This is a genomic window from Kineococcus indalonis (assembly GCF_009906395.1).
Classification (GTDB): Bacteria; Actinomycetota; Actinomycetes; order Actinomycetales; family Kineococcaceae; genus Kineococcus; species Kineococcus indalonis.
Genome location: NZ_JAAALM010000722.1, coordinates 1 through 1,530, shown reverse-complemented (window position 1 = coordinate 1,530; position 1,530 = coordinate 1). Strand labels below are relative to the sequence as shown.

General features: G+C 69.5%; 1 protein-coding gene. It reads left to right on the top strand.

Annotated elements, in window-relative coordinates; translation table 11 throughout:
* Positions 1-348 precede the first annotated feature (348 nt).
* On the top strand, positions 349-1,494 hold the full coding sequence (gene chvE / locus GTR00_RS20580; RefSeq protein ID WP_166613388.1) for a multiple monosaccharide ABC transporter substrate-binding protein: 1,146 nt from the start codon (positions 349-351) through the stop codon (positions 1,492-1,494).
* The last annotated feature ends 36 nt before the right edge of the window (positions 1,495-1,530 follow it).

Genomic DNA, 1,530 nt, shown 5'->3' with positions numbered 1-1,530 from the left:
GGTGGGTGGCCGGGACCCGCCCCGGGCGTCCGCGTGCGGGGGGCCGTCCGCGCGTCGCCGGAGAGGGGCGCGGGAGTCCCGGAGGCGTCAGGTTAGCCCAGCGCGGGACGCTGCGCGCCCGTGCCGGGCGGAGTTCCCGACCCCGCTGCGCCGAGCGGGCGAACCGCTTGACGCTCCTCACTGCTAACGTTAACAATGTTCGACGTCCAACCGACTGCTGCTGATGGACGGGACGAGGAAGCCCGGTCGAGCAGGAGGTCCCCGCGCCCGCAGACGGCGCCAACCCCCACACCCGTCGAGAACCGACCGCGTTCCGACGCTCACGAGGTACAGAGGAGTTCCGCCGTGATCACTCGTCGCTACCTGGCCGCCTTCGCCGCCGGCCTGGCCCTGACCGTCTCCGCCTGCGGCGGCGGAGGTGCCGGTACCGGCTCGGACGGCGCCGGTTCCGGCGGCGCCGCCGACGGTGACATCACCGTCGGCGTGGCGATGCCCACCCAGACGTCCGAGCGGTGGATCGCCGACGGCAACAACGTCAAGGCGGGCCTGGAGGCGGCCGGCTACAAGGTCGACCTGCAGTACGCCAACGACGACATCCCCACCCAGTCGCAGCAGATCGACCAGATGATCACCAAGGGCGACGACCTGCTCATCGTCGCGGCGATCGACGGCACCGCGCTGACCAGCCAGCTGTCGGCGGCCAAGGCCGCGGGCATCGAGGTCATCTCCTACGACCGCCTCATCCGCGGCAGCGCCGACGTGGACTTCTACGTCTCCTTCGACAACTACAACGTCGGTGTGCAGCAGGGCACCTCGGTGCTGCAGGGCCTGGGCCTGCTGAACCCGGACGGTTCCCCCGGAACCGCCACCGGCCCCTTCAACGTCGAGCTGTTCGCCGGCTCGCTGGACGACAACAACGCCCAGTTCTTCTGGAACGGCGCGATGGACACCATGAAGCCGTTCATCGACTCCGGCAAGGTCGTCGTGAAGTCCGGCCAGACGAGCATCGACCAGGCCGCCATCCTGCGCTGGCAGCAGGAGACCGCGCAGCGGCGCATGGAGGACCTGCTGACCTCCGCCTACAACGACGGCAGCAAGGTCGACGGCGTCCTGTCGCCCTACGACGGCATCTCCCGCGGCATCATCACCGCCCTGCAGAACGCCGGGTACGGCGGCGGCGGCCAGGCGATGCCCATCATCTCCGGCCAGGACGCCGAGATCGCCTCCGTCAAGCTCATCAACGACGGCGTGCAGTACGCGACCGTCTTCAAGGACACCCGCAAGCTCGCCGAGCAGGCCGTCACCGCCTCCTCCGCGATCCTCGAGGGCAACGAGCCCGAGGCGAACGACACCGAGACGTACGACAACGGCGTCAAGGTCGTGCCCTCGTACCTGCTCGAGTCCGAGATCGTCACCAAGGACAACATCAAGTCCGCCCTGATCGACACGGACTACTACACCCAGGCCGAGGTCGACGCCGGCCAGGCCAGCTGACCTCACGCCCTTCCCACGGAGCCGTCCCCACCGCGC